The 22,621-nt window shown below is 55.1% G+C and carries 20 protein-coding genes; 5 read left to right on the top strand and 15 right to left on the bottom strand.

The features are described from left to right. Positions 1–4 precede the first annotated feature (4 nt). Genes HZZ01_RS14590 through HZZ01_RS14575 form a run of 4 tightly spaced genes read left to right on the top strand, consistent with a single transcriptional unit; the run spans position 5 to position 3,780 of the window. The gene (locus tag HZZ01_RS14590; protein ID WP_179898391.1) at positions 5–913 is read left to right on the top strand and encodes a carbohydrate ABC transporter permease; all 909 of its coding nucleotides are present in this window, start codon (positions 5–7) and stop codon (positions 911–913) included. Then, positions 903–1,742: a carbohydrate ABC transporter permease gene (locus HZZ01_RS14585; protein ID WP_179898315.1), complete on the top strand. Its 840-nt coding sequence runs from the start codon at positions 903–905 to the stop codon at positions 1,740–1,742. Before HZZ01_RS14590 ends, HZZ01_RS14585 begins: the two co-directional genes overlap by 11 nt. Positions 1,743–1,744: 2 nt before the next feature. Then, positions 1,745–2,692 (top strand): carbohydrate kinase family protein, encoded by a 948-nt coding sequence (locus HZZ01_RS14580; protein WP_179898314.1) that lies wholly within the window; start codon positions 1,745–1,747, stop codon positions 2,690–2,692. Positions 2,693–2,694: 2 nt separating this feature from the next. Beyond that, positions 2,695–3,780 (top strand): ABC transporter ATP-binding protein, encoded by a 1,086-nt coding sequence (locus HZZ01_RS14575; RefSeq protein WP_179898313.1) that lies wholly within the window; start codon positions 2,695–2,697, stop codon positions 3,778–3,780. Positions 3,781–3,850: 70 nt separating this feature from the next. Here HZZ01_RS14575 and HZZ01_RS14570 read toward each other — a convergent pair whose 3' ends face one another. Next, positions 3,851–5,791 carry a methyl-accepting chemotaxis protein gene (locus HZZ01_RS14570; RefSeq protein ID WP_179898312.1) on the bottom strand — a complete coding sequence of 647 codons (1,941 nt, stop codon included), beginning with the start codon at positions 5,789–5,791 and terminating at the stop codon, positions 3,851–3,853. Between the two features lie 523 nt (positions 5,792–6,314). Here HZZ01_RS14570 and HZZ01_RS14565 point away from each other — a divergent pair. Then, positions 6,315–7,442 (top strand): Fic family protein, encoded by a 1,128-nt coding sequence (locus HZZ01_RS14565; RefSeq protein ID WP_179898311.1) that lies wholly within the window; start codon positions 6,315–6,317, stop codon positions 7,440–7,442. A gap of 58 nt (positions 7,443–7,500) precedes the next feature. On the opposite strand, the gene HZZ01_RS14560 is transcribed toward HZZ01_RS14565, so the two are convergent. The 14 genes from HZZ01_RS14560 to HZZ01_RS14495 all read right to left on the bottom strand — a co-directional run bounded on the left by HZZ01_RS14560 (position 7,501) and on the right by HZZ01_RS14495 (position 22,604). Beyond that, positions 7,501–8,895, bottom strand: coding sequence for a glycoside hydrolase family 1 protein (locus tag HZZ01_RS14560; protein WP_179898310.1), 1,395 nt, complete (start codon positions 8,893–8,895; stop codon positions 7,501–7,503). 12 nt (positions 8,896–8,907) lie between these two features. After that, the gene (gene bglF, locus HZZ01_RS14555; protein ID WP_179898309.1) at positions 8,908–10,767 is read right to left on the bottom strand and encodes a PTS beta-glucoside transporter subunit IIABC; all 1,860 of its coding nucleotides are present in this window, start codon (positions 10,765–10,767) and stop codon (positions 8,908–8,910) included. 136 nt (positions 10,768–10,903) lie between these two features. Next, on the bottom strand, positions 10,904–11,737 hold the full coding sequence (licT, locus tag HZZ01_RS14550) for a BglG family transcription antiterminator LicT (protein WP_179898308.1): 834 nt from the start codon (positions 11,735–11,737) through the stop codon (positions 10,904–10,906). A 163-nt stretch (positions 11,738–11,900) separates the two neighbouring features. After that, positions 11,901–13,232 (bottom strand): carbohydrate porin, encoded by a 1,332-nt coding sequence (locus tag HZZ01_RS14545; RefSeq protein WP_255434258.1) that lies wholly within the window; start codon positions 13,230–13,232, stop codon positions 11,901–11,903. A 743-nt stretch (positions 13,233–13,975) separates the two neighbouring features. Beyond that, positions 13,976–14,317, bottom strand: a complete 342-nt coding sequence (locus HZZ01_RS14540) for a YebG family protein (RefSeq protein ID WP_179898306.1) — start codon at positions 14,315–14,317, stop codon at positions 13,976–13,978. A 156-nt stretch (positions 14,318–14,473) separates the two neighbouring features. Further along, complete coding sequence (locus HZZ01_RS14535) at positions 14,474–15,268, bottom strand: SIR2 family protein (protein ID WP_010247078.1); 795 nt, start codon at positions 15,266–15,268, stop codon at positions 14,474–14,476. Further along, on the bottom strand, positions 15,265–15,825 hold the full coding sequence (locus HZZ01_RS14530; RefSeq protein ID WP_090965337.1) for a non-canonical purine NTP pyrophosphatase: 561 nt from the start codon (positions 15,823–15,825) through the stop codon (positions 15,265–15,267). Before HZZ01_RS14530 ends, HZZ01_RS14535 begins: the two co-directional genes overlap by 4 nt. A gap of 148 nt (positions 15,826–15,973) precedes the next feature. Continuing rightward, entirely contained in the window at positions 15,974–16,873 is a 900-nt protein-coding gene (locus HZZ01_RS14525; protein WP_179898305.1) for an ABC transporter substrate-binding protein, read from the bottom strand. Beyond that, positions 16,870–17,664, bottom strand: a complete 795-nt coding sequence (locus HZZ01_RS14520) for an amino acid ABC transporter ATP-binding protein (RefSeq protein WP_179898304.1) — start codon at positions 17,662–17,664, stop codon at positions 16,870–16,872. The genes HZZ01_RS14525 and HZZ01_RS14520 overlap by 4 nt, the downstream gene beginning before the upstream one ends. Further along, positions 17,648–18,574 (bottom strand): amino acid ABC transporter permease, encoded by a 927-nt coding sequence (locus HZZ01_RS14515; protein WP_179898303.1) that lies wholly within the window; start codon positions 18,572–18,574, stop codon positions 17,648–17,650. The genes HZZ01_RS14520 and HZZ01_RS14515 overlap by 17 nt, the downstream gene beginning before the upstream one ends. A gap of 9 nt (positions 18,575–18,583) precedes the next feature. Continuing rightward, positions 18,584–19,096 (bottom strand): GNAT family N-acetyltransferase, encoded by a 513-nt coding sequence (locus HZZ01_RS14510; protein ID WP_179898302.1) that lies wholly within the window; start codon positions 19,094–19,096, stop codon positions 18,584–18,586. A 10-nt stretch (positions 19,097–19,106) separates the two neighbouring features. Further along, complete coding sequence (locus tag HZZ01_RS14505) at positions 19,107–20,048, bottom strand: ABC transporter substrate-binding protein (protein WP_179898301.1); 942 nt, start codon at positions 20,046–20,048, stop codon at positions 19,107–19,109. Beyond that, on the bottom strand, positions 20,041–21,372 hold the full coding sequence (locus HZZ01_RS14500; RefSeq protein ID WP_179898300.1) for an LLM class flavin-dependent oxidoreductase: 1,332 nt from the start codon (positions 21,370–21,372) through the stop codon (positions 20,041–20,043). The genes HZZ01_RS14505 and HZZ01_RS14500 overlap by 8 nt, the downstream gene beginning before the upstream one ends. Before the next feature lie 80 nt (positions 21,373–21,452). Next, positions 21,453–22,604, bottom strand: a complete 1,152-nt coding sequence (locus HZZ01_RS14495; RefSeq protein ID WP_179898299.1) for an amidohydrolase — start codon at positions 22,602–22,604, stop codon at positions 21,453–21,455. Between the last annotated feature and the right edge of the window lie 17 nt (positions 22,605–22,621).

The following is a 22,621-nucleotide window of genomic DNA, read 5'->3' as shown; positions in this document are numbered from 1 at the left end:
CATGATGCTGAGTTTGCGTCAACGCGAACAGCGTCAGGCATGGGTGCTACTGGCACCCATGCTGCTGGTGATGCTGCTGTTAACCGCCTGGCCTCTTCTGCGTACCATCTGGCTTAGTTTTACCGATGCGGCGCTCATTGGCAGCGGTGAAACCCCTGCCTGGATTGGGCTGGAAAACTATCTTTATGCGCTTAGCGATCCCGATTTCCGGGCGTCGATCTGGCGCACACTCTATTTCACTCTGGTTTCTGTCACCGTTGAAGGAATCATCGGCGTGCTGGTCGCGCTGCTGCTGAATCAGAAATTCATCGGGCGTAATGTGCTGCGGGTGCTGGTGATTCTGCCCTGGGCGCTGCCGACCATCGTCAACGCGATGATGTGGCGACTCAACTTTAACCCCGATTACGGCAGCATCAACGCCCTGCTCAGTCAGATCGGCTTCATTGATGGCTATCGCAGCTGGCTGGGATCGCCGGATTCAGCGCTCAATGCGGTGATGTTCGCGGATATCTGGAAAAACTATCCGCTGGTCACCCTGCTGGTGCTGGCGGCGCTGCAGTCAATCCCGGAAGATCTGTTTGAAGCAGCACGACTGGATGGCGCATCTGCCTGGCGCCGGTTCCGGGCAATTACTTTCCCGGCGATTGTCGCTCCACTCGGCGTCGCGCTGGTGTTACGCACTATCGATGCCTTTAAGATCTTCGACATCATCTACGTGATGACGCGCGGCGGGCCAGTAGACAGTACCAAAACCCTGAGCTTTTTCGTGTATCAGGAGTCGTTCAGTTACCTGCGTGCCGGCAGTGGTGCCGCCTATGCGATACTCATGACCCTGATGTGCGCCCTGCTGATCACGCTCTATCTGCTGATGTTATGGCATCAGCGCCGCCGGAGTTCTGCTTATGAAAACTAAACTGCGACGGGTGCTGCGTTATGGGGCGGCGCTGCTGGTGGCCATCAGCATTCTGGCCCCGATGGGCTGGCTGTTTCTGATGAGCGTCAGTTCTGCCAGCGATCTTTCCCGCGTGCCGCTGGAGTGGGTGCCGCGTCAGTGGGATTTCAGTCGCTATCAGGGGCTGGTTTCGCTGGCACCGAACCAGCCAGGCAACATTTTCCTGCATGCGCTGGGGAACAGCCTGCTGGTGGCGACGGTGGCCACGGTGATCTCATTGCTGCTGGCGATACCGGCGGCGTTCAGCTTCTCACGCTACAGCGGTCGCGATGCCTGGCTTTCCGGCGCACTGGCAATCTACATGGTGCCGCCGGTGGCGTTTGTGCTGCCGCTTTATTTTCTGCTGCAACAACTGGGGCTGCTCAACACCCGTCCCGGCCTGGTGATGGTCTACTGCTCGCTAATCCTGCCGTTCCTGACCTGGATGCTCAAGAACCAGTTCGACTCGCTGCCACGTGACATCGAACAGGCGGCACGGCTGGATGGCCTGCGCTTCTGGCAGGTTCTGCTGCGCATCACACTGCCGCTGGCGAAACCGGTTCTGGGTGCCGCTGCGCTGTTTGGCTGGTTGCTCGCCTGGGATGAGTTTTTCTACGCGCTGCTGTTCACCAGCAACATTTCGGCACAGACCCTGCCGGTCGCCATTGCCGGTTTTACCGCCGGACGCGCGACTGACGACGGACTGGTCGCGGCGATTGGCATTCTGGCTTCGGTGCCGCCTCTGTTTATTGCCATCTGGTTGCAGAAGACGCTGGTCAGCGGCCTCACCAGCGGCGGAAGTAAGGGATAAATATGGATACTACCCACGCGTCCACGCTTTATGTGGTGGGCAATATTAATGTCGATTTAATCATGAGTACGCTCAGCGACTGGCCGAAGCGCGGCACAGAAGTCATGCTGCAGCACAGCGAGTTACGTCCTGGTGGATCGGCCGGTAACTGCGCGCTGGCGCTGGAGGCAATGCAGGTGCCGCATCGGGCCATCGCCAATCAGGGTGACGATGGATTCAGCCACTGGCTCGCCAGTCACTTTCCCCACAGCGCCGCACACTGGCCGCGTTATGCCTGTGAAACCTCACTGACGGTGGGCGTGACCCATCCCGATAACGAACGATCGTTTCTCAGCAATCACGGCCATATTACCGTACTGTCCGCAGACGATGTGCTGGCCCAGCTGCCGTTGCAGGCGACACCCGGCGACATCGTGCTGCTATGCGGCACCTTTCTTTGTCTTGAACTTTATGATCACTATCCGGCGCTACTGGCCGAGCTGCAGCAGCGTGGCTTTTGTGTGGCCGTGGACACCGGCTGGCCGCCCGCGGGCTGGAGCGATGGGCTTCGTCTGGAGATGGGGGCCTGGTTAGCGGATTGTGACTGGCTGCTGCTGAATGAGGTAGAAGCGCTGGGTTTAGCAGGTGCAGACCTGCTGGAACAAAGCGGTAAATGGCTGTCCTCTCAGCTCAGTGGCCGCGGCGGCTGCGTGATTAAGTGTGGCGCAGAGGGCGCGCGTCTCTGGTCTGCCGCCTCTGTGCAATTTGCCGCCGGCCAGCCGGTGACGGTGGTCGATACCATTGGTGCCGGTGACAGTTTTAATGCCGGTTTTCTCACTGCACTGCTCTACCGCCAGTCATCGCTCACCGCGCTGCGCTGGGGCATTGACGTGGCCTCACAGGCGATAAGCAGCTCTCCGCGCCGCTACCCCAGCTGGCAACAACTCCAACTATCACATGAGGTGCGCTGAACATGGCCAGTGTTGAACTTGTACAGGTGGCAAAGCGCTTCGGTAAACAGAGCGTGCTGCACCCGCTGGATTTAACCATCCCTGACGGCAGTTTTACCGTGCTGGTCGGCCCCTCCGGCTGCGGTAAATCCACCCTGCTGCGACTGCTTGCGGGTCTGGATACGGTCTCTGACGGCGCGATCATGCTGGATAAAAAGCAGATTAACGATCTCGATCCTGCCGACAGGGATATCGCCATGGTGTTTCAGAGCTATGCACTCTATCCGCACCTCACCGTCGCCGAGAATCTGGCGTTTCATATGCAGGTAAAAAAGGTGAAGCGCGACGAGCAGAAAAGCAAAATTGCCCGAATCGCCGGTATTCTCGGTATTGATCAGTTGCTGCAGCGTTATCCACGCGCCTTGTCGGGTGGACAGCGGCAGCGCGTGGCGATGGGACGGGCGATGGTGCGCAACCCGCAGGTTTTTCTGTTCGATGAGCCGCTTTCTAACCTTGATGCGCAGTTGCGCATGGAGCTGCGCGCCGAGATTAAGTCTTTGCATCAGCGTTTCAAAACCACGATGGTCTATGTCACTCACGATCAGGTCGAGGCGATGACGCTGGCGGATCAGATTGTGGTGATGAAAGAAGGGGTGATAGTGCAACAGGGTGCGCCGCTGGCGATTTACGATCGTCCGGTTAACACCTTTGTGGCGCGGTTTATCGGTTCACCGCCGATGAATCTGCTGGATGCCCGTTTTCAGATACGAGACCGCGTGCCTGGCGTTCTCTGTGGTGAGCAGTGGCTGCCACTGCCGACTCGCTGGCACAGTGCCGCGCAGCAGCAGGCTGATCAGCCTGTTACGCTGGGCGTACGCCCTCACGATCTGATCAGTGATGTCAGCGGGCAACCGGCGGCGGTGAATATTGTAGAAATTACCGGCGAATCGACGCTGTTGCATCTGAACTGGCAGGGTTTTCCGCTGCATATGCAGCTGAGTGGCCGCAGTGACGCCGTGCCGGGCGGCACGCTTTCGGTGACTGTAAATCCAGATAAAATGCATCTGTTTGATGCCAGCAGCGGCGTGCGGCTGATGGAACAGGGATAAAAACAAACCCGCCGATGGCGGGTCTGTTTTTTTGCAAAGCGGAGGCTGGCTCAGGAACCCTGCGCTCGCCTTATGCCAGGTGGAACTGTTCCACCGTCTGTGACAGCTGCTGCGCCTGATCTTCCAGCGAACTGGCGGCTGCCGACATCTGCTGCACCAGCGCGGCGTTCTGTTGAGTGACACCATCCATTTCATTGACGGCAATCGTTACCTGGCTGATACCACGCGCCTGTTCGCTTGACGCTGTGACAATCTCACCGATTATGCCCTGCACCGAATTCACCGCGTGCATCATCTCCTGCATGGTTTTACCGGCATCGTTTACCAGCCGGACACCGCTCTCAACCCGTACACTCGACTCTTCAATCAGTGCGCCGATCTCTTTTACCGCATTCGCACTGCGCTGGGCCAGATTACGCACTTCGGAGGCGACCACCGCAAAACCCCGGCCCTGTTCACCAGCACGTGCCGCTTCTACCGCCGCGTTCAGTGCCAGAATATTGGTCTGGAAGGCGATGCTGTTGATCATCGTAGTAATGTCGCCGATCTTTTTCGAACTATCGTCGATCTGCGCCATAGTCTGCACCACCTCACCCACCAGCGACGCACCGCGACTGGCAATATGCGTGGCATTTTCAGTCAGGCTGGTTGCCTGCTGCGCGTTGTCGGCATTCAGGCGAATCGTGGCACTGATCTGCTCCATGCTGGCTGCAGTCTGCTCCAGCGCGGCAGCCTGTTCTTCAGTGCGTGATGCCAGGTTCAGGTTACCGCTGGCAATTTCGCCCGCGCCCTGACGCACCGATTCACTGGAGTCTTTAATCTGCCCAACAATCTGCCGGAGCTGGCTTTGCATAGTGTGAAGCGCGAAGAACAGGCTGCTACTGTCGCCGCTTTTCACCGCAATCCTGTTATCCAGCTTGCCATCGGCCACGGCCAGCGCAATATGGGCTGCTTCAATTGGCTCGCCACCAATTGGGCGCAGCACTTTACGGCTGAACAGCATGCCGAGTACGGCGCCAACCAGTAGCACACTGAGTACCATTAAACCTACGGCCCAGGTCAGTTGACGGTTAGTCGCCGCCATTACCTGACTGACTGGTGCAACGACGCCAAGATACCAGGGCTTGTCACTGTTTCCAATCACTACCGGCTGCCAGGTGACCAGTGCGTCTTCACCCAGTACGGCATCAAAATGCTGTACGACGTTGGACGTAAAACCATCTTTCTCGCCTTTCCAGGGTTTCCCGGCTTCATCTTTCACCGGCGAGGAGACGACATTCCCGTTACTGGAGAGCAACAGCGCATAGCCGCTGCCCTGCCAGGGTTTAATCTGATTCACTTTCTGTTGCAGTGATGCCAGTGAAATGTCAGAGGTGACAACCGCCTTTAAGTTGCCCTGATCCACAATCACGGCAGCGACGGAGGTGAGCAGAGTCGGCACGCCGTTATAGGCATAACTGTAAGGTTCGGTGAGCGTATCTTTTTGTGATTTTTGCGGGACCAGATAGTAGTCGCCCTGACCCGGCGTCAGATAGGAGAGCAGCGGATGCATCGCGTATTTCCCTGATGCGTCACGATCCACAAAAAAGGCATAGCGGCCCTGGGGGGCCTGACCCGGCTGTGAGGCGAACGAGGCATCACGGCCATCAAAGGCATTCTGTTCGAATATGACTGACATCGACAGATAGTCAGGATTCGCGCGCAGCGCATACTCCATCACCTTATCGGCGGCTTTACGATCGGTAATGCCAGCCTGAGGTAACGCGATCAGACTTTGGCCGAGAAGACTGGCGACATCGCGTGCATGACCCAGCTCCTGCTGTACCTGTAAGGCGCGGCTCTGGGCAATCTGATGCAGATACTTTTCTGCCAGTTCTTTCTGTTCTTTACCTGACTGCCAGCTGAGGACCCCGATAGTCACGGTAAATCCCAGCACTATCGTTAAACCACCCATGATTAACATCTGCGCACGGGTGCTCATTTTTTTCTTATGTGTTACCTGACTGGCCATAGTGATTCCCCTGGAATTTACCCGTTTCTATAACTCCTTTTGTTAGTGGTGCTCCTGAGATCATCTATCGGCGGCGTTTTTTTGAACTTTAATGGGGGTCATCCCGACGTGACAGGCGTCTCACTGGGCGTGATGCAGGGAAGTTGATCGCAAAGGGGTTATGCCTTTGCTCATCACCGGGGCTTTTTTTGATCTGCAACAATACTGCTGCCCGCTATTACTGTCAGTTTATGTCAACAGTTGTTGTAGCCCCCTTATCGCAGTGGAGAAAAAACAATGATCGGTAAATCAGGACTGGCTGTTGGGATGGTTGTCTGGTTAGCGTATGTCGCCTGGATCGTTCACTACTATTCAGACACCTTTATGCAGTTCTCCCGCTAAGCAAACAGGACCTTCGGGTCCTTTTTTTTGCACTCAATTCCGCCCGACTGGCCTGTGAGCCAAATATGCGTTATTATCGACTCATTATGTGAGCCGAATAGAATCATCTATTCGGCTCATTCTTTCTGATTGTGAGCCGACTATGAGCGTGAACTGGATCTGGCAACAGCCGGACTGGCCCCATTTTCAGTGGCAGGATGCTGTGCTGTTACCTCGTCTGCGCCACCTGCAACAGCAGCGCGGTTTGCTGCTGGGCCGTGCCAGCCTTCAGTCAGACAGCGAGTCCCAGACACTTGATACCCTGCTGAGCAATATCCTCTCCTCTTCTGCGATTGAAGAGGAGCGGGTCAACGTGCAGTCAGTGCGCTCCTCGCTGGCGCGCCGGTTAGGCGTGACGGAAGAACAACCCTATCCGGTTTCTGATCGATCAGAAGGCCTGGCCGCGATGATGCTGGATGCGATAAACAATCGCAGCCAGCCGCTGACGCTGGAACGATTATGTCAGTGGCATCACTGGCTCTTCCCGGCCGATGAATGGACAGTGCAGCGCCTGAGCGTTGGCACGCTGCGTGGCAGTGAACCGATGCAGGTCATCTCGGGACGAATCGATCGGCCCAGGGTTCATTTTGAGGCTCCACCGCGACAGGGTCTGGAATCCCAGCTGACGCAATTTATTGAGTGGTTCAATAGCAGTCAGAATGATGTGATGCTGGACCCGCTGCTGCGTGCCGCCATCTGCCATCTGTGGTTTGTCACATTGCATCCTTTTGATGACGGTAACGGTCGTATCACGCGCGCGTTAACCGACCTGGCATTGGCGCAGGCCGACAGCCAGAGTATTCGCCTCTATGCCATGTCACCGGCCATTCTGGCGCAGCGTGCCGGTTATTACCGCATCCTGGAGCAGACTCAGAAAGGCGGTCTGGACATCACCAGCTGGCTGGTGTGGTTTCTGGATATTCTGGATGAGAGCCTGAAACAGGCGATGAGCGTTATTGATCGTATCCAGATCAAAGCGCGTTTCTGGCTCCGGCATCAGGGGATAGGATTGAGTCCGGAGCAGGTAAAAGTACTGAACCGACTGTTAGATGGCGGCGAGCAGGGTTTTGAACTGGGAATCAGTGCCGGCCAGTATCAGAAGGTGGCGAAAGTGAGTAAAGCCACCGCGACCCGTCATCTGGCCTATCTGGTTGAAAAAGGCTGTCTTTACCGGCTTGAGGGAGGTGGCAGGAGCACCCGCTATCAGGTTAAATCCCGCGAAACGGACTGAGTGGGAATAAAATAAGTGGTACAGCGCGGCAACCGCGCTGTACCACTGAGCACGGGAATCAGGCTTTCAGTGAGGCCCCGTTTGTCGCAATAACCTCTTTATACCAGTAAAAGCTTTTCTTACGGCTGCGGGCCAGCGAACCTTCCCCGTTATCATCGCGGCGAACATAAATAAAACCGTAACGTTTAGACAATTCGGCTTTTGATGCGCTGACCAGATCGATCGGCCCCCAGCTGGTATATCCCATGACGTCAACGCCATCTTCAATGGCCTCGCGCACCTGAACCAGATGATCATTGAGGTAGCTGATGCGGTAGTCATCCTGCACGACGCCCGTAGCATCCGAAACGTCTTTGGCCCCCAGGCCATTTTCAACGATAAACAGCGGCTTTTGATAACGATCCCACAGTAAATTCAACAAGGTACGCAAGCCAACCGGGTCAATTTGCCAGCCCCATTCAGAACTCTGCAGATGGGGATTGGGCACCATACTCAGAATGTTACCGCGCATCTTCTCATTCAGCGCCTGATCGGCGGTGACACAGCCGGACATGTAGTAGCTGAACGAGATAAAATCGACGGTCGACTGGAGTATCTGGCGATCGGCATCCGTGATATCGAGGTGAATGTCGTTTTCGCGAAAGAACCGCAACATGTAGCCCGGATAAGCGCCACGGCACTGAACGTCGCCAAAAAATTGCCATTTCCGGTTTTCCTGCAGTGCTTCCAGCACATCATCAGGCTTACAGCTTAGCGGATAGACCAGACCACCCAGCAACATATTACCGATGCTGGCATCAGGGTTGATCTCGCGACAGGCTTTCACCGCCCACGCACTGGCGACCAACTGGTGATGAATAGCCTGATAAACCTCACTTTTGCTGCTGGTTTCCGGCAGACCCACGCCGGTGAGTGGCGCATGCAGAGACATATTGATTTCGTTAAAGGTCAGCCAGAGCCTGACTTTTTTCCTGTAGCGGGCAAACACCGTACGGGCATAATGCTCAAAGAAGCCAATCACCTCACGATTCCCCCAGCCACCATACTGCATAACCAGGTGCCAGGGCATTTCGTAATGTGACAGTGTCACTAGAGGAGTAATGTTATGTGCGGCCAGTTCGTCGAATAATCGGTCGTAAAAAGCCAGTCCCGCCTCGTTGGGTTGTTGCTCGTCACCGTTCGGGAAAATACGCGTCCAGGCGATTGAAACCCTCAGACAGCTAAATCCCATCTCTGCAAATAACCTGATATCGTCCGGGTAGCGGTGGTAAAAATCGATCGCCACATCTTTAAGACTCTGGCTTCCCGCAACGCGCTCCACTACGGGGCCAAAAATCCCCTGTGGCTGCATGTCAGAGGTTGAGAGGCCTTTGCCCTCTTCGCGCCATGCACCTTCAACCTGATTAGCGGCAATCGCACCGCCCCATAAAAATGAATCCGGAAAAGTTTTCATCCTGTTCTCCTTTTATTGATGAATGATGCTGAGTAAAGGTGTTCCGGCAGTAACAGCGCTCCCTGCTACTTTCATTACCTCACGATACTCATCGCTGTTAGTAATAATGATCGGTGTTGTCAGGTCATATCCGGCATCAAGAATGGCCTGACGATTAAACTCCAGCAGCAGATCGCCGGACTTAAACTTATCGCCTGCCTGGACATGTGACGTGAAAGGTTTGCCGTCGAGCCGGACGGTATCGATACCCACATGGATCAGCAGCTCAATCCCGCTGTCACTCAACAGTCCGATAGCGTGTCGGGTCTGAAACAGCGAGGCAACTTCACCCGCGAAGGGCGCAATGACTTTATTGTCGGAAGGAATGATGGCCACGCCCTGTCCCAGCAGGCCACTGGCGAAGGTGGAATCCGGCACCTGATCAAGCGCCAGCACCGTGCCGGTCATCGGTGACAGGATGTCATCATCGCCAGGGGGAATCGGGATCGCTGTGTCTGGTGTGCTGTTACGGGGCATACCCGCTACCAGCGTCATACCACAGCTCAGGAGCAGTGCCAGTAGCGTGCCAGCAATTCCGCCCCATAACGTGGCATCGACACCGCCAGGCGGGATCATCTGAGCGATGGTAAAGATGTTGGCAAAGCCAAAGGAATAAACGTGGGTGCTGCTGAAGCCAACAACGGCACCGCCGATGGCACCGGCTACACAACCAAAGATAAAGGGACGGCGCAGCGGCAAGTTAACACCATAGACAGCGGGTTCAGTGATACCAAAGATCCCTGCTGTCACGGATGAACCTGCCAGCATCTTCTGTCGTGTATCCCGACTCCGCAGAAACACCCCCAGCGCTGCGCCAACCTGGCCCATAACAGCTGGCAACAGCATAGGCAGCATTGAGTCATGTCCCAGTACGGCAAGATTGTTGATCATCAGTGGCACCAGTCCCCAGTGCAAACCAAAAATCACACAGACCTGCCACAGCGCCCCCATGGCGGCGCCAGCCAGCCAGGGTGCAAACGCATAAATCCACTGGTAGCCGTTCGCCAGTAGCTGACTCAGCCACGTCGCCAGTGGGCCAATTAACAGGAAGGTCAGCGGCACAGTGACGCTCAGACAGATCAATGGCGCAAAAAAGTTCTTCATCGAGGCGGGCAGCAGTCGGGTGCTCTTTTTCTCCATCCAGCAGCTTACCCAGGCGGCAAGAATAATAGGAATGACCGACGCGCTATAGTTGAACCAGATAACGGGGATGCCGAGAAACGCCTGGGTCATTTCACCAGACTGCTGGCTGGCATTAAAGGCGGCAATCAATGTCGGATGGGTAAGAGCTCCGCCGATGGCCATGGTGATAAAGGGATTACCACCAAACTTTTTACCCGCGGTGTAGCCCAATATCAGCGGAAAAAAGTAAAACAGTGCATCGCTTGCCGCAAACCAGATTTTATACGTTCCACCTTCAACAGAGAGCCAGCCGCAGACCACGGCCAGCGCCAGCAGACCTTTGAGAATACCGGAAGCGGCAAGAATGCCGATAAACGGCGTAAAAATGCCTGACACAATATCGATCAGGCGACTGAAAAGGTTTCCTGACTTCTCATCCTCTGTTGATGCGGGGCTATCATCCGACAGTCCCGCTTCAGCACGGACTGCCTGCCAGACATCATGAACATGGTTGCCGATCACCACCTGAAATTGCCCGCCGCTTTCGACGACCATAATGACGCCCGGATTTTTTTTTAGTCCTTCAGCATCCGCTTTGTCGTTATCTTTCAGTTTAAAACGAAGCCGGGTGGCACAATGCACCAGGCTTACGATGTTCTCCCTGCCACCAATATGGCTAAGGATATCCTGCGCCAGCGTGTGATATTCCATCTCTATTTCCTTACACCCAATGTCAGTGGATAATCCGGTACTGAGCCAAAAATAAAAAAACCCGAGAACGGCCTCTTTTCAGAGGCCGCGCTCAGGTTTTGCCTGCGGTAAGCAGTAACAATCCAGTTTATGGGACTTAATGCCCCTCTTTTCTCACCCGTTCGATATGAATGGCGAGAAACATGATCTCTTCTGCGGTCAGCTCACGCTGATAACTTTGTTGCAAATGCAGCGCGATTTTCACCGCACATTCCCAGGCTTTGGGATAGTTATCTTTTACTGCTGTATGCAGCGAAACATCGTCATCCTCTACCACGGTCCGCGTCAGCATCCGCTGGGCAAAAAATTTCAGATGGGTGACGAACCGCTGATAACTCAGCGACGATTCGTTGTACTCCAGCTGCAATTGATACTTCACCAGTTGCAGAATCTCCTGCATAACCCGTGTGACATCCATCACTTCCGGCATTTCGTTATGAAGCTGTGCCGTCACCAGATGTAGCGCGATAAAACCAGCTTCATCTTCAGGCAGTTCAACGTTCAGACGACGAGCAATGATTGCCCTGGCCTCCTGCCCCAGTTCGAACTCTTTGGGATAGAGGCGTTTGATATCCCACAGCAACACATTTTTAATCGGCAGTCCTTTATTCTGCCTTTCAATGGCAAAAAAGCAGTGGTCGGTTAAAGTGATATACAGACTCTCCTGCAGTTTACCCAGGCGCTGTGTCGCAAGATCAATTATGCGGTCACAGGTGGTCATCACTTCTGGCGGGATCTGATTTAATAGCTCCTCCAGCCGACGGACCAGCAGATCACTTTGCGGTGCGAACACTTTCTCAATTTGCGCGCTATTGAGAGCGTCACCGACGCGCTTCTGGAACGCCAGCCCACGCCCCATAACGACCTGCTCGCGCCCCTGTTCATCCTGAGCCATCACCACGTTATTATTAAGAATTTTGGCGATTTTCATCGGAACCCCAGAAACAAAAAAACCTGACCTCCGGCAAAGGCCAGAAATCAGGTTTTGCCTGCCTAAGCAGTAACAATCCAGTTCGGGCACTGTATCATTTCCAGTTGTGACCTCAATATCTCACCAACAGAAACGTGACAGCGATCGTCATCCGCTGATGAACTTAAAAAGTGACGACCGTTTTAAGTTCAGTGACCCAGGCATCCTGCGTGCGGGAAATCCCAGCCGGATGGTGCCAGTATTGAATACCAGGTTGTAGCTCCAGCCATGAGAAGGGACGAAACCGGTAATAAAATTCCCCATTCAGCGAATGCCCCGGCACCGGATGATAAGCAGAATCGTTATAGTCAGAAAAGGCGCCCATTGTATTCATGAAGCGCTGATTACGCGCGTATTGATTGCTCATCTCCGTCCAGGTCAGGCCAACGCCGATCCAGTCCTCCGGACGGGCGTCAAACAGACCACGATAGCGAAGCGAAGCCGCATAAACCGAATGCATGTAGTTAGTGCGCTGATCGGCCAGGCTCATACTGACGGAGGTACTTAACCCGCGATTCACATCATCCTGATGTCGCGTCAACTGCTGGTTAAGCCCGGCGTAAAGAAACCACGTTCGATTGTGCTTATCATAACCGCTGGGATCATCTGCACCCGCGCCGCCTGAGCGGCCGCGGTAGAGATCAGTTTGTGGGGCATTGGTAAAAACCACCCCCAGATTGTAGGCACCGGGCAGACCATTAAATATCGGGCGGGCTTCGATCTCCACCGGCAGCAAGACGCCTTTACTGCCCCTGGTGGAACTACTCCAGGCGTGATGACGACTGGAAGCGTCAGGGTTTTGCTCCATCACACCGCCTTTCAGGGTGACGACAGGCGTCACGTTATATTCCAGTGTGGTTCCCCAGGTGTGAACATTCCAGTTGTTCCAGGTCAGTGAGTTTGCGGATTTTCCGCCACACTGAGAAAGCATCTGAAAGTCACAGGGTATAATCTGATCGAAGGTCTGAACCTTGTTCATCATTCCGATACGCCATGTCAGACGCCTGTCATCGAAACTCCTGGCAAAAGTCAGCCAACCCAGTCGGGTAATTGATTGTCCGCCCCAGCTCTCCTGCGTTAAATCATTAAAATTGACTCGGGTATCCTGTGTCCGTTTGGTAGTGAGGTTATCATTGTGATTACGGTTAACGATATTTCCTTCGATACGCGCATCGGGAATACCTGTCCAGTGTTCGAGATCCTGATTGAACGTTAGTGCGAACTGATCAATATAGGCGAGATGTGAATCATGGTTATAACCGCCACCGCCATTCCATCCGAACTGACTGAGGTAGCCAAAGTTATAGGTAAATCCATTATCACTAAGCGTTTTACGAAGGCCGAACATCTCGCCGAAAAGAGGGTCAGGTGGAGATTCAAATCCTGGCACAGCCCCGTTCCACTCCTGTGCTTCTGATAGGGGCGAGAAAATTAAAAATGAAAATGCGCACAGCATGCTTTTATATTTCATTTTGGCAACCTGTTATTAAATATTAATGGCGTCATGGTTCACAAGAGAGCGTCAGCTCTCCTATCATCATGCTCAGACCTTAACTACCTTGAGGTGCTTTAATTAAATAAACTATTGATTAACAGTGCTTTTCAAAAAAATTAAATAAAGTGCAAAAAAAAACCTAAGCGACCCATAGCGGTAAACACCAGGGGACGCTTAGGTTTTGCCTGTTATCCAGTAACAACCCTTCGCTGAAAACAGGGCCACCTTATCATTGGTTTTTGAAAATGAACAGGAACGAATATTTCTATTTCGAGAAACTGTGAGTTAATTAAAAATTAACAGCACTATTATTCCCGCCTGGTTATGACAGGTTTTTTTGTTGGAGTCAGAGCAAGAGAAATATAACAGCAGGTCAGATAACCCTTCCCACTAACGCATGTAATGAAACCTGATGATAATTATTAGCGAAGGGCGGAACGAAGCCAGTGGAAACGAGATTCTAAAATTCATAGTGTAAAATCAATATTATTGGCTCCAGCTTAATGCAACAGAGACAAGCGCAGAGAATAAGGGTGAATCAGATCAACATTCCGGATAACAATGAGGTGCTGGGATAAGAAATTACAGGCGACAGAATAGGGAGAATGTAACGACAAAAGCAAAAGTTATAAATAGTCAGGGAGGAACGAATTATCCCCTCTGAAACAGCAACGCCGGAAGGTTCGCTTCCGGCGTTGTGGCGATTAAGCGGCTTTAACGGCGCGCACTTTCTTTGCTGCAGGCTCGTCTGCCTGCTCATCCGTACCATCGTCTGGCACGGCTTCAGCCTGGGTGATCGTTGCTGCGGCTTCAGGCAGTTTGCTGGTACGCAGAATATGCTGAACCGCATCTTTCTGTTCTGCAATCAGCAGGCCCAGCGTTTCCGCCTGAGATTCATCCAGTGCAGGTTGATGCTGTAACAGCCAGTCGGTGAAAGCTTCGGCCATATCGAGCATTTTGTCGTAGGCATCGGCCTCTTTCTTGTTGGCAAACGTCATCTTCTCTTCACCCTTTCTGACTACAACAAATTTTGTTTCAACAGCCATCTTTTCGCCCTCAGGTACTGTGTATACATACAGTATATCATGCCAGTTAGCCTTTGCCAGCAGAGAATAGGATATATCCGTCGTGCGCAGGCTAACCTTAACCGGGCGCAGGTTTTTTTCTTTTTCCTGACGCTTCTCTGCGGGAAATCAGGCCGACTACACCAGCAACTCTTCAAGGAACATCGCCAGCGCCTTGCGTGGATCGTCCTCTTCGGAAACGATCACCTCGATCCCCCACTGCCCCAGCACTTCTTTAGCCACCGGGTTATTGCGGTTGGTGAACAGATACGATTTTGGCCTGGCGGTCGCCAGCCCGGTGCGGCCCCACATTTTGGTCAGGCGGTAAAACAGCAGGCGAATGTTGAAATCACTGATGCTGTAGCCGACAAACAACACGGAATTGCCCATCACATCGTGAGTCAGTTTGATGTCGAGCGGCGAGTCAAAATAGAGACGTTCAAAGTAACTGCTCTCATCGAGCACGATTGAGGTGTCATCATCGAAGTCACCGTGAAGTTTGATGATGTGACGCTTATCTTCTGTTAAAGAGACGAGATCGGCAGCGTTGGCCACTTTGTAATAGGGTACGCCGTGCGCTTCATGCGCCGCTTCCAGCCAGCGATCGTAATTGGTGGTGTAGATACGCGAGAAGTTACCCTGCGTAATCATGGTATGAATTTCAGAAGACCGGACATCGATATCCGGGCGATGCCACTCACGATCCATCCAGCTGCGCAGCGGGCCAAGCGACCCCTTTTTCTGTTTGTAATACTCCGCCAGCGACAGATGCGTGCCATAAGTATTGAAGATTTTTGGGTCATAGCCCAGTTCGTTAGCCAGATGAGCGATCAGTTCATGCCACTCGGGAAGGCCAAAATTGCGCGAAATACCGGCACCGGCAAACAGAATCAGTTTGCCGGAATCATAGGCGCGTTTGAGTTCAGGTTTCATGCCACTCCCCGCGAGGTTTTTAAAAAGGTGGCGAAGCGATCCAGCGCGATGCGCCGCATCGAAATCTCATTCTTGAGTTCGCCCATTTCGGCAAAGGTCTGCTCATAGCCTTCAGGAATAAACACGCAGTCCCACTGGAAGCCGCGCGTCCCGGCAGGTTTCGCGGCGATAGTACCGCGCAGCTCACCCGAAAACTGGTACATTTTGCGGCCATCGCAGTAGCCCAGCACCGTTTTGGCCGTCACGGCCTGACTGTCCAGCCCCTGCACCAGCGCGGTAAAGCGCTCCGCGTCCAGACGGTTCCAGAAGATGCGGGTCAGACCGGCAGGCAGACCATTGAGGCCATCCAGATAGAGGCCGGTATGCTCCACAAACAGCGGTCGCCCAATCAGTGAAAAAGCTTTGGTCAGTTTATCGCGTACCAGGTCGAGCTCATTTTCTGTCTGAATTTCTTCGATGCGACGGGCGATGGGCAGGACTTCGACCCCGATGGGTTCGAGTATTTTGCGCACCTCAGCCAGTTTTGGCTCATTGGCAGAAAGGAATCTGATTTTCATGGGGCTTCCAGGTCAATTACTCCGCCACACAGTGAGGATTTTACGGAAACAGGCGGGCAGGATAAATCACTAACGCTGGAGAGTGTAGTTCAATTCTGTGCTCATCAGGTTGAGAACCGGCCGCAGCAGGCGAGCCGGTTCTGCAGACTCAGTAAACAATGCCCGGTGGATTGATCGTGGAGTGCGCAATGGCTTCATCCTGTTCGCCCCAGCGGGACAACACCTGTTGATACTGCCCGCCCGTGATGGTGTCATCGAGTGCAGCCTGCAGCGCGGGGGCCAGACCATTGCCCTTTTTGGTGGTCACGGCAACCCAGGCGCGAAACGGCCCACTGCCAACCAGCTTTGTCTGCCCGCGTGACGCCACTTTCCAGGCCGCCATGGAGTGAGGCCCGAACATTGCATCGGCCCGCCCCGACAGCAATGTCAACGTTGCGGATGCATCATCAGTCAGATAGACAGGCGTTACCGCAGGCAGACCTTTGGCCCGGTTCTGCTGATCCCAGCTCAGCAATATGCGCTCCTGATTGGTGCCCGACGAGACGATAATCCGCTTACCGGCAATATCAGCCGGACTGTTAATACGGCTGATTTTACTGTCGCTTTTCACCGCAAAGGCGTGATTGTCGGCGCGATAGGTCGCAAAATCGAACTTCTTTTTGCGCTCTTCGGTAACGGCAATATTGAACATCGCGACATCATAGCGTCCGGCGCTGATGCCCAGCGGCCAGTCCTCCCACGAAGCCGGAACCAGTTTCAGCTTTAATCCCAGGCTGTCAGCCAGCAGCCTGGCAATATCAGGATCGCTGCCGATCCGTGTGACATTGTCTGACGCCAGCAGTGACAGCGGCGGTGAGTTGGTCGCCGAGGTCGCCACCGTCAGCGTACCGGGTTCAATAAAGTGGAAGTCAGCCGGAATTTTACTGATTGCCTGCGGATTGGCCGGGGCATGTATCGGCGTCTCGTTTTGCTGGACACTGAGCCTTTCGTCCGCCGAACAAGCCAGTGACGGGAGCAACGCCAGTACCGTTAACGTCAGCGCTCTCATAACACGCGCGCCAGGAAACGGCGGGTACGTTCATGACGCGGATTATTGAGCACCTGCAACGTGCTGCCCTGCTCTACAATCCGGCCATCCACCATAAAGACCACATTGTCTGCCACTTCACGGGCAAAACCGATCTCATGCGTCACAATCACCAGCGTAGTTCCGGAACGCGCCAGCTTTTTAATCACGTCGAGCACTTCACCGACCAGCTCCGGGTCCAGCGCCGAGGTCGGCTCATCGAAAAGCATGACACGCGGATTAAGCATCAGTGCGCGCGCAATAGCGATACGCTGCTGCTGTCCGCCCGACAGATGACGCGGCCAGGCATCCGCTTTATGGCGCAGCCCTACAATATCCAGCAGTTCGCCCGCACGCTGTATCGCTTCCGTTTTCGTTAACTGCCGATGCGCAATCGGCGCTTCAATCAGGTTATCCAGCACGCTGAGGTGCGGGAACAGATTAAAATTCTGGAACACATAGCCGACGTTAATGCGCTGGCGCAGAATCGCTTTCTCTTTCAGCTCATAGAGCTTATTGCCGCGCTGCTGATAGCCAATATAGTCGCCATCAATCTGAATGAATCCTTTGTCAACCCGCTCCAGATGATTGATGGTGCGCAGCAGCGTGGATTTACCGGAACCGGACGGTCCGAGGATCACCGTAACCGATCCGGGTTCCAGCGACAGCGAGACATCATCCAGCGCGTTGTGTTTACCAAATCGTTTACTGACGCCGGTAATGCTGATGGCACCTGTCGTGTTTGAGGTGCGGTAATCAATGGCTTCGGACATGGCTGGTCTCCTCGGTTGGATGAAGGGGTGTAACGCGGTTGCGCCACTGTCGCCAGCGAGAGAGTTGCGGTTCACGCGTGACGCTGCGGGCCATCCAGCGTTCAGCGTTGTACTGAATCACGGACAAGACGGTAGTAATGATCAGATACCAGGCGGCCCCCACCATCAGCAACGGGATCACTTCCTGGTTGCGGTTGTAGATCATCTGGATGGTGTAAAACAGCTCCGGCATCGCCAGCACGTAAACCACGGATGTGCCCTTCGCCAGGCTGATGATCTCGTTAAATGCAGTGGGAATAATGGCGCGCAACGCCTGCGGCAGAATGATGCGGAAGGTGCGGCGCGTGGCGGAGAGACCCAGCGCGGAGGCGGCTTCTACCTGACCGTGATCGACGCCGAGGATTCCGCCGCGAATAATCTCCGCACTGTAAGCCGCCTGCACCAGCGTCAGACCGATAACGGCTGCCTGAAACTGACCCAGCACGTTAATCGTCTGAAACGCGCCCCACGACAGGCTGGTAAATGGAATGCCAAGCGACAGGGTGTCGTAGAGATAGGAGAAGTTATAAAGAATAATCAGCACCACAATCAGCGGCAGTGAACGGAACAGCCAGATATACCCCCACGCCAGCGTGCTCAGCAGCCACGACGAGGAGAGCCGTGCCAGCGCCAGCAGACCGCCAAAAAACAGGCTGAATACCGTACCCAGCAGGGTCAGTAGCAGCGTCTGGCCCAGTCCATGCAGGATCACCGGATCAAAGAACCAGCGGGCAAATACGCTCCACTCCCAGCGCGGATTAAAGGCGACCGACTGCACCACGCCCGCCAGAATAAACAGCGCCACGATAGCCCCGGCAGTGCGTGCCGGATAACGCGCCGGCACCACCTGTAACTGTTGATGTTTGCTCATTTTTACTCCTTAACTCGCTTCGGCGACGTTATAGCCGCCGATCACTTTGATAAACCGCAGTCGCCCGTCGTGCGGGGGCTGGCCGTAGCGCTCCAGATCGCCGCTGAGGTCAAACTGAGGCTGATAGCCGTGACCGGTATAGAGCCGCACCGCCTCCGGCTGGCGGAAGCCGGTGGTGAGGAACAGCCGCTGATAACCCGCCTGCAGCGCACGCTGCTCCAGCGCCTGCAACACCACCAGCGCCAGCCCCTGACGGCGCAGATCGCTGCGGGTCCAGATGCGTTTCAGCTCGGCAGTCTGCGAGTCATAGGGTTTGTAAGCGCCCATCGCGATGATTTCGTCGTCACGTTCCAGCACAATAAACAGCCCCTGCGGCGGCAGATACCATTCGGTCAGTTCCTGCTCTTTATGCCGGGCAAAGTAGTCGCCGTAGCGCGCGGAATATTCACCAAACAGGCCGCTGAGAATGGGCTGGAGCTCTGGTGCATCGGGTGAAACTTCGCGAAAAGTGGATTCACACATAGTCAGCTCCTTAGTCGCCCAGCCCGGCGGGATTGATTTCTGAACGGTCGATCTTCTCAACACCCTCGCCCCAGCGGTTCAGCACCTTCTGATAGTCACCGTTGCCGATCACGCCGTTCAGCGCGGTGCTGATCGGTACCGCCAGGCCGCTGCCTTTCTTCACGGTAACGGCGATGTGCGCCGCTTTTGGCCAGCCACCATCGACGCTGCCCACCAGGCGGGTTTTACCGGTCAGTGCCGCTTTCCAGGCGCCAATCACGTTAGGACCAAAGTAGGCATCCGCACGGCCCGCCTGCAGCGCCAGCGTTTGAGCAGCGTCATCTTTGGCGTAGATAGGCGTAAAGGCTTTGAGGCCCTTTGCCTGATTCTCTTTATCCCACGCCAGGAGGATCGCCTCCTGATTGGTACCGGACCCCACAATGATCCGCAGCCCGGCGATATCCTCTGCTTTAGTCAGTGACTTTATCGGGCTAGTGGTTTTGACATAAAAACCCAGGGAGTCTTTGCGGTAGGTAGCAAAGTCAAACTTCTCTTTGCGATCTTTGGTCACGGTGATGTTGGAGATCGCCGCGTCATACTTGCCCGAGGTCACGCCCAGCGGCCAGTCTTCCCACGACGCAGGCACGACGTTGAGTTTCAGTCCCAGACTGTCAGCAACCAGCCGTGCAATATCGACTTCACTGCCGAGCAGGGTTTTGTTGTCATCGGAAAACACGGTCAGCGGTGGCGAGTTAAGTGCCGCGACCGCCACGGTAAACGAACCCGGCACCACAAAGTGATGACTGGCAGGTAGCTGAGCGATGGCGTCCGGATTTTTCACGGTATTAATCGGCGCTTTATTCGCTTCCAGGCTGACGCGCTGGCCGTTATAGGAAACGCTGCTCTCTTCAGCCAGCGCATGACTGCTGGCCGCCAGAACAAGCAGGGCGAGAAGACGCGAGTTTTTATTCATGGCTTGTGCCCTGTTTTAAGGTGAACTGATTAACGGGTTGTTTCAGGGCGAAGCTGTCGCGCAGGGTGCTGCCCGGATAGTCGCGGCGCGTCAGGCCGCGAGCCTGCAGAATAGGCACCACACGATCGACAAAACGCTCAAAAGTATCGGGCGTGCCGCCATTGATGATGAAGCCGTCAGCGGCCTGGGTCTCAAACCACTGCTGAAGACCATCGGCTACCTGTTCCGGTGTGCCGTGAAACAGCGGGCGCGGCGTTGCCGCTTCCAGCGCCGCCTGACGCAGGGTGTGACCGTGCTCTCTGGCTTTGCGTTTTATCTCGTCGGTGGTGCTGCGGAAGCTGTTCTGACCGATGTCGCCAATGTCCGGGAATGGCTGATCCAGCGGGTATTGTGAAAAGTCGTGATGGTCGAAGTAACGCCCAAGGTAATTGAGCGCATCGGTAATCGATACCAGCGCCGCCGTAGTCTGATACTGTCGCTCCACGTCGGCTGCATCATCGCCAACAATCACACTGACACCCTGGAAGATGTGCAGATCCTCTGGCTGACGACCGTTCGCCACCAGTTGCTGCTTCACATCCTGATAAAACGCCTGCGCCTCTTCCCGGGTAGGCTGGTGGGTAAAGATGGCATCAGCATGGCGTGCCGCCAGCTTTTTACCGTCCTCAGAGGCACCAGCCTGGAAGATAATCGGACGCCCCTGCGGCGTGCGGGCGATGTTCAGCGGCCCCTGCACCTGGAAGAAATCACCGTGATGATCGAGAGTATGTAACTTTGCCGGATCGAAGAACTGCCCACTCTCTTTGTCGCGTACAAAGGCATCCTGTTCCCACGAATCCCACAAGCCTTTCACTACCTGCAGATACTCATCCGCAATGCGGTATCGCAACGCATGCTCGGGATGTTTCTGGCGGGAAAAGTTTTTCGCAGACCCTTCCAGCGGTGATGTAACCACGTTCCAGCCCGCGCGACCGCCGCTGAGGTGATCGAGGCTGGCAAACTGACGCGCCACGGTGAATGGCTCGCTGTAGGACGTGGAGACTGTGCCGACCAGCCCCAGGTGTTCCGTGACGCCTGCCAGGGCAGACAGGAGTGTCAGCGGCTCAAAGCGATTGAGAAAGTGCGGGATCGACTTTTCATTAATAAACAATCCGTCGGCGACAAACAGAAAGTCGAGCTTGCCCTGCTCCGCCTTGCGGGCGATTTTTTTTGCATAATCCAGATTGATGCTGGCATCGGCCTGCGCCGCCGGATGACGCCAGGCGGACATATTTCCCGATGCGCCATGCAGAATAGTGCCCAGCCGAAGTTGTCTTGTAGTCATGATGCTCTCTCTTTTTTTGTCGTAGCGATGCCCGACGGCGGTTATCAGAACCGTCGTGATTGAGTGGGCTGCAGATGAAGTCAGTTCAGAATGGCTTCCCGACATCGCGCATTAAGATGTTGCAGCGCCTGGCGGGCCAGTCGGGCGAAGTAGTCGGCGGCGGGGGCAATCAGCGCCTCATCCGGGGTAAAACTGGCGTGATGGAGACCAAAATCACTGGCGCTGCCGATGCTGACAAACGCACCCGGCACCTGTTGCAGATAGAAGGCAAAATCTTCACCCAGCAGATGCAAATCGGCGGCCTGCACCCGATAACCCGACTGCTGCGCCACTTCACGGCTGAAGTTCGCCCAGTGCGCGTCGTTGATCAGCACCGGCGGGCCGGGATGCCAGCTCAGTGTCGCCTGCGCGCCATTGGCTGCGGCAAAGTGTTCAACCAGTGTGCGCACCCGCTGTTCGAGTTCCGCACGCAGCTGCAAATCGTGGGTTCGGGCCGTGCCGCCAAACTCAACGCCACCCGGCAACACGTTCCAGCTTTTGCCGCCGTCAATGCGGGTAATGCTTAGCACCAGGCTATCCAGCGCACTGAAGCTGCGGCTGGTGAGTCCCTGCAGTGCCTGAATGATCTGGCTGGCGGTGACAATGCTATCGACGCCCTGTTCCGGATACGCAGCATGTGCGCCTTTGCCGGTAACGCGAATAATAAACTTGTCCGCATTGGCGTAGAACGCCCCGCTGCGGGTAGCGAAGGTGCCGACGGGCAGCGAAGGTTCGTTATGCATACCAAAAATGGCCTGCACCTCATCCAGTACGCCCGCGTCAATAAACTGACGCGCACCGCGAGCAATCTCCTCGGCGGGTTGAAACAGGATACGCACCCGGCCAGGCAACTGATCGGCCTGCGCGTTGAGCTGCAGCGCCGCGCCCAGCATCACCGCACTGTGCAGGTCGTGACCGCAGGCATGCATCACGCCAGGATGGCGGGAATGAAAACGTACCCCGCTCGCTTCATGGATCGGCAGTGCATCAATGTCGGCGCGCAGCGCAATGACCGTCTCCCCACTGCCCGTCTCCGCCACCAGGCCCGTTTCCAGTGGATAATCCAGCAGCCTGATGCCCGCGGCCTCTAACCAGCCCCGCAGTCGCGCGGTGGTCGCAAACTCCTGCCCCGACAGCTCTGGCCAGATGTGCAGTTCGCGTCGCCATTCGATCAGTTGTGACGTAGGGTTCATGATGATTCTCCACTGAG

Source organism: Pantoea sp. WMus005 (assembly GCF_013415305.1).
GTDB classification, from domain to species: domain Bacteria; phylum Pseudomonadota; class Gammaproteobacteria; order Enterobacterales; family Enterobacteriaceae; genus Pantoea; species Pantoea rara.
The sequence above is the reverse complement of the archived record's forward strand: the minus strand, read 5'-3'. Positions and strand labels throughout refer to the sequence as shown.

Bases quoted from the DNA above. Each gene is read 5' to 3' on its own strand.
- HZZ01_RS14590 (WP_179898391.1), top strand. From the start codon at position 5: ATGCTGAGTTTGCGTCAACGCGAACAGCGTCAGGCATGGGTGCTACTG.
- HZZ01_RS14585 (WP_179898315.1), top strand. From the start codon at position 903: ATGAAAACTAAACTGCGACGGGTGCTGCGTTATGGGGCGGCGCTGCTG.
- HZZ01_RS14580 (WP_179898314.1), top strand. From the start codon at position 1,745: ATGGATACTACCCACGCGTCCACGCTTTATGTGGTGGGCAATATTAAT.
- HZZ01_RS14575 (WP_179898313.1), top strand. From the start codon at position 2,695: ATGGCCAGTGTTGAACTTGTACAGGTGGCAAAGCGCTTCGGTAAACAG.
- HZZ01_RS14570 (WP_179898312.1), bottom strand. From the start codon at position 5,791: ATGGCCAGTCAGGTAACACATAAGAAAAAAATGAGCACCCGTGCGCAG.
- HZZ01_RS14565 (WP_179898311.1), top strand. From the start codon at position 6,315: ATGAGCGTGAACTGGATCTGGCAACAGCCGGACTGGCCCCATTTTCAG.
- HZZ01_RS14560 (WP_179898310.1), bottom strand. From the start codon at position 8,895: ATGAAAACTTTTCCGGATTCATTTTTATGGGGCGGTGCGATTGCCGCT.
- bglF (WP_179898309.1), bottom strand. From the start codon at position 10,767: ATGGAATATCACACGCTGGCGCAGGATATCCTTAGCCATATTGGTGGC.
- licT (WP_179898308.1), bottom strand. From the start codon at position 11,737: ATGAAAATCGCCAAAATTCTTAATAATAACGTGGTGATGGCTCAGGAT.
- HZZ01_RS14545 (WP_255434258.1), bottom strand. From the start codon at position 13,232: ATGCTGTGCGCATTTTCATTTTTAATTTTCTCGCCCCTATCAGAAGCA.
- HZZ01_RS14540 (WP_179898306.1), bottom strand. From the start codon at position 14,317: ATGGCTGTTGAAACAAAATTTGTTGTAGTCAGAAAGGGTGAAGAGAAG.
- HZZ01_RS14535 (WP_010247078.1), bottom strand. From the start codon at position 15,268: ATGAAACCTGAACTCAAACGCGCCTATGATTCCGGCAAACTGATTCTG.
- HZZ01_RS14530 (WP_090965337.1), bottom strand. From the start codon at position 15,825: ATGAAAATCAGATTCCTTTCTGCCAATGAGCCAAAACTGGCTGAGGTG.
- HZZ01_RS14525 (WP_179898305.1), bottom strand. From the start codon at position 16,873: ATGAGAGCGCTGACGTTAACGGTACTGGCGTTGCTCCCGTCACTGGCT.
- HZZ01_RS14520 (WP_179898304.1), bottom strand. From the start codon at position 17,664: ATGTCCGAAGCCATTGATTACCGCACCTCAAACACGACAGGTGCCATC.
- HZZ01_RS14515 (WP_179898303.1), bottom strand. From the start codon at position 18,574: ATGAGCAAACATCAACAGTTACAGGTGGTGCCGGCGCGTTATCCGGCA.
- HZZ01_RS14510 (WP_179898302.1), bottom strand. From the start codon at position 19,096: ATGTGTGAATCCACTTTTCGCGAAGTTTCACCCGATGCACCAGAGCTC.
- HZZ01_RS14505 (WP_179898301.1), bottom strand. From the start codon at position 20,048: ATGAATAAAAACTCGCGTCTTCTCGCCCTGCTTGTTCTGGCGGCCAGC.
- HZZ01_RS14500 (WP_179898300.1), bottom strand. From the start codon at position 21,372: ATGACTACAAGACAACTTCGGCTGGGCACTATTCTGCATGGCGCATCG.
- HZZ01_RS14495 (WP_179898299.1), bottom strand. From the start codon at position 22,604: ATGAACCCTACGTCACAACTGATCGAATGGCGACGCGAACTGCACATC.